This window comes from Microcystis sp. M53603_WE2, from assembly GCF_030065435.1.
This window is the reverse complement of the sequence record NZ_JASJFF010000855.1, coordinates 1-1,525: the sequence shown is the minus strand read 5'-3', so window position 1 is coordinate 1,525 and position 1,525 is coordinate 1. Positions and strand designations below refer to the sequence as shown.

Here is a 1,525-nt window from a genome sequence, read left to right as displayed (position 1 = left end):
GGGGCGGATATCTTTGACTAGAACCGTACCGGCCGCCGTGCCGTCGCTTTTCCACAATTCATAACCGTTCACACCGTCATAGGCCTGGAAGAACAGGGTGTTGCCCACCGCCGTTAGATAGCCGGGGAAGGAGTCACCGAAGCTGATGTCGGCGACCAAAACTGTACCGGCCGTCGTGCCGTCGCTTTTCCATAACCCATAACCGTTTACACCGTCATCGGCAGTGAAGAACAGGGTGTTGCCCACCGCCGTTAGATTGCCGGGGCCGAAGCCAGAGTGACCGGGGCGGATATCTTTGACTAGAACCGTACCGGCCGCCGTGCCGTCGCTTTTCCACAATTCATAACCGTTCACACCGTCATAGGCCTGGAAGAACAGGGTGTTGCCCACCGCCGTTAGATTGCCGGGGAAGGAGTCACCGAAGCTGATGTCGGCGACCAAAACTGTACCGGCCGTCGTGCCGTCGCTTTTCCATAACCCATAACCGTTAACGCCATCATTGGCCCAGAAGAACAGGGTATTGCCCAGTGCCGTTACAAAGCCGAGGTAGGAGCCAAAGGAACCGGGGTAGATATCCTTAACTAAAAAAGGAGTTGACATGATTTTTTCCTGAATAAAGGGTGAAAATTAAACAGTTAAGTAGTCGTGCAAAATAAATTTCCTAGTGAAGAAAGGCACTCATGCAAGGAACAAGGGGGGGTTAGATTTGTGTCATTAATTTTGCTTAGGTACTTAAGCTGGCAAAGAAGGGTATATCTGGCTGAAAAACCCCAGATGTCTGCAACTCCGACAAATCTAAGGTTTCAACAGTGGTAAAAAAGCGGATATTTGTTCGATTCCGTCTTGATTGGCAGAGAGAATAACGGTGGCGACTTCTGGAATTACTCCAGCTTGGAGACTTTGATAATCGCTAACACCAGCATCGAGGAAAACTACGGACTGGTTGAGATTGGTTTGGCGAGACATAATACAAGGGTTCCTGGTGAGTGGTGTAGGGTGGGCATTGCCCACAAGCTGCTTTAATATTATTTATTCAGCCGAGTCAGCCTGTTTTCCGCAACCGCAGCCAGTCTAGGTTAGGCTTGAAGACTGTCAAACCATCAATTAATCGTTTCTACCATCTTGAGAGCGTTTTTTTCTACCGTCAATAGAATATAAAATATGCTTTTTTTTTTTTTTTTTTTCATCAGGTTTATTCATGAATCAGAGAAAATCAAATTAAATTCGGTGCGGTTAAACGCTGATTTCTCACACTATCCACCTGATTAGCTTGAACAAAGCCATCAGATTGAGCAAAATTGCACAAAACATCGTCAACAGCAGGAAAGCTCGGCAACAGGGTAGAAGTCATGACACTGACCGCAAAAGATTAATGCGACTATTTTGTGCAAAGAATCGCCAATTTTTCAAGGGGGATATAACAAAAATTTACAGAAAACGGGTTTCTTAAAGGAGAAACCCGTTTTCTAAATAGGTTCTCAAAGAAACCCGTTTTCTAGATATTGATTTTTGCCAAAGACTGCTT

General features: G+C 46.0%; 2 protein-coding genes and 1 pseudogene. All 3 read right to left on the bottom strand.

The window, feature by feature from the left end; genetic code table 11:
- Positions 1–600 (bottom strand): ELWxxDGT repeat protein (locus tag PX481_RS18125; protein ID WP_353852201.1); only part of this gene is annotated, 600 nt, incomplete at its 3' end.
- 132 nt (positions 601–732) lie between these two features.
- Positions 733–942: pseudogene (locus tag PX481_RS18120) on the bottom strand (DUF4347 domain-containing protein); the annotation flags it as partial.
- A 271-nt stretch (positions 943–1,213) separates the two neighbouring features.
- Positions 1,214–1,351 carry a hypothetical protein gene (locus PX481_RS18115; protein ID WP_002764279.1) on the bottom strand — a complete coding sequence of 46 codons (138 nt, stop codon included), beginning with the start codon at positions 1,349–1,351 and terminating at the stop codon, positions 1,214–1,216.
- Between the last annotated feature and the right edge of the window lie 174 nt (positions 1,352–1,525).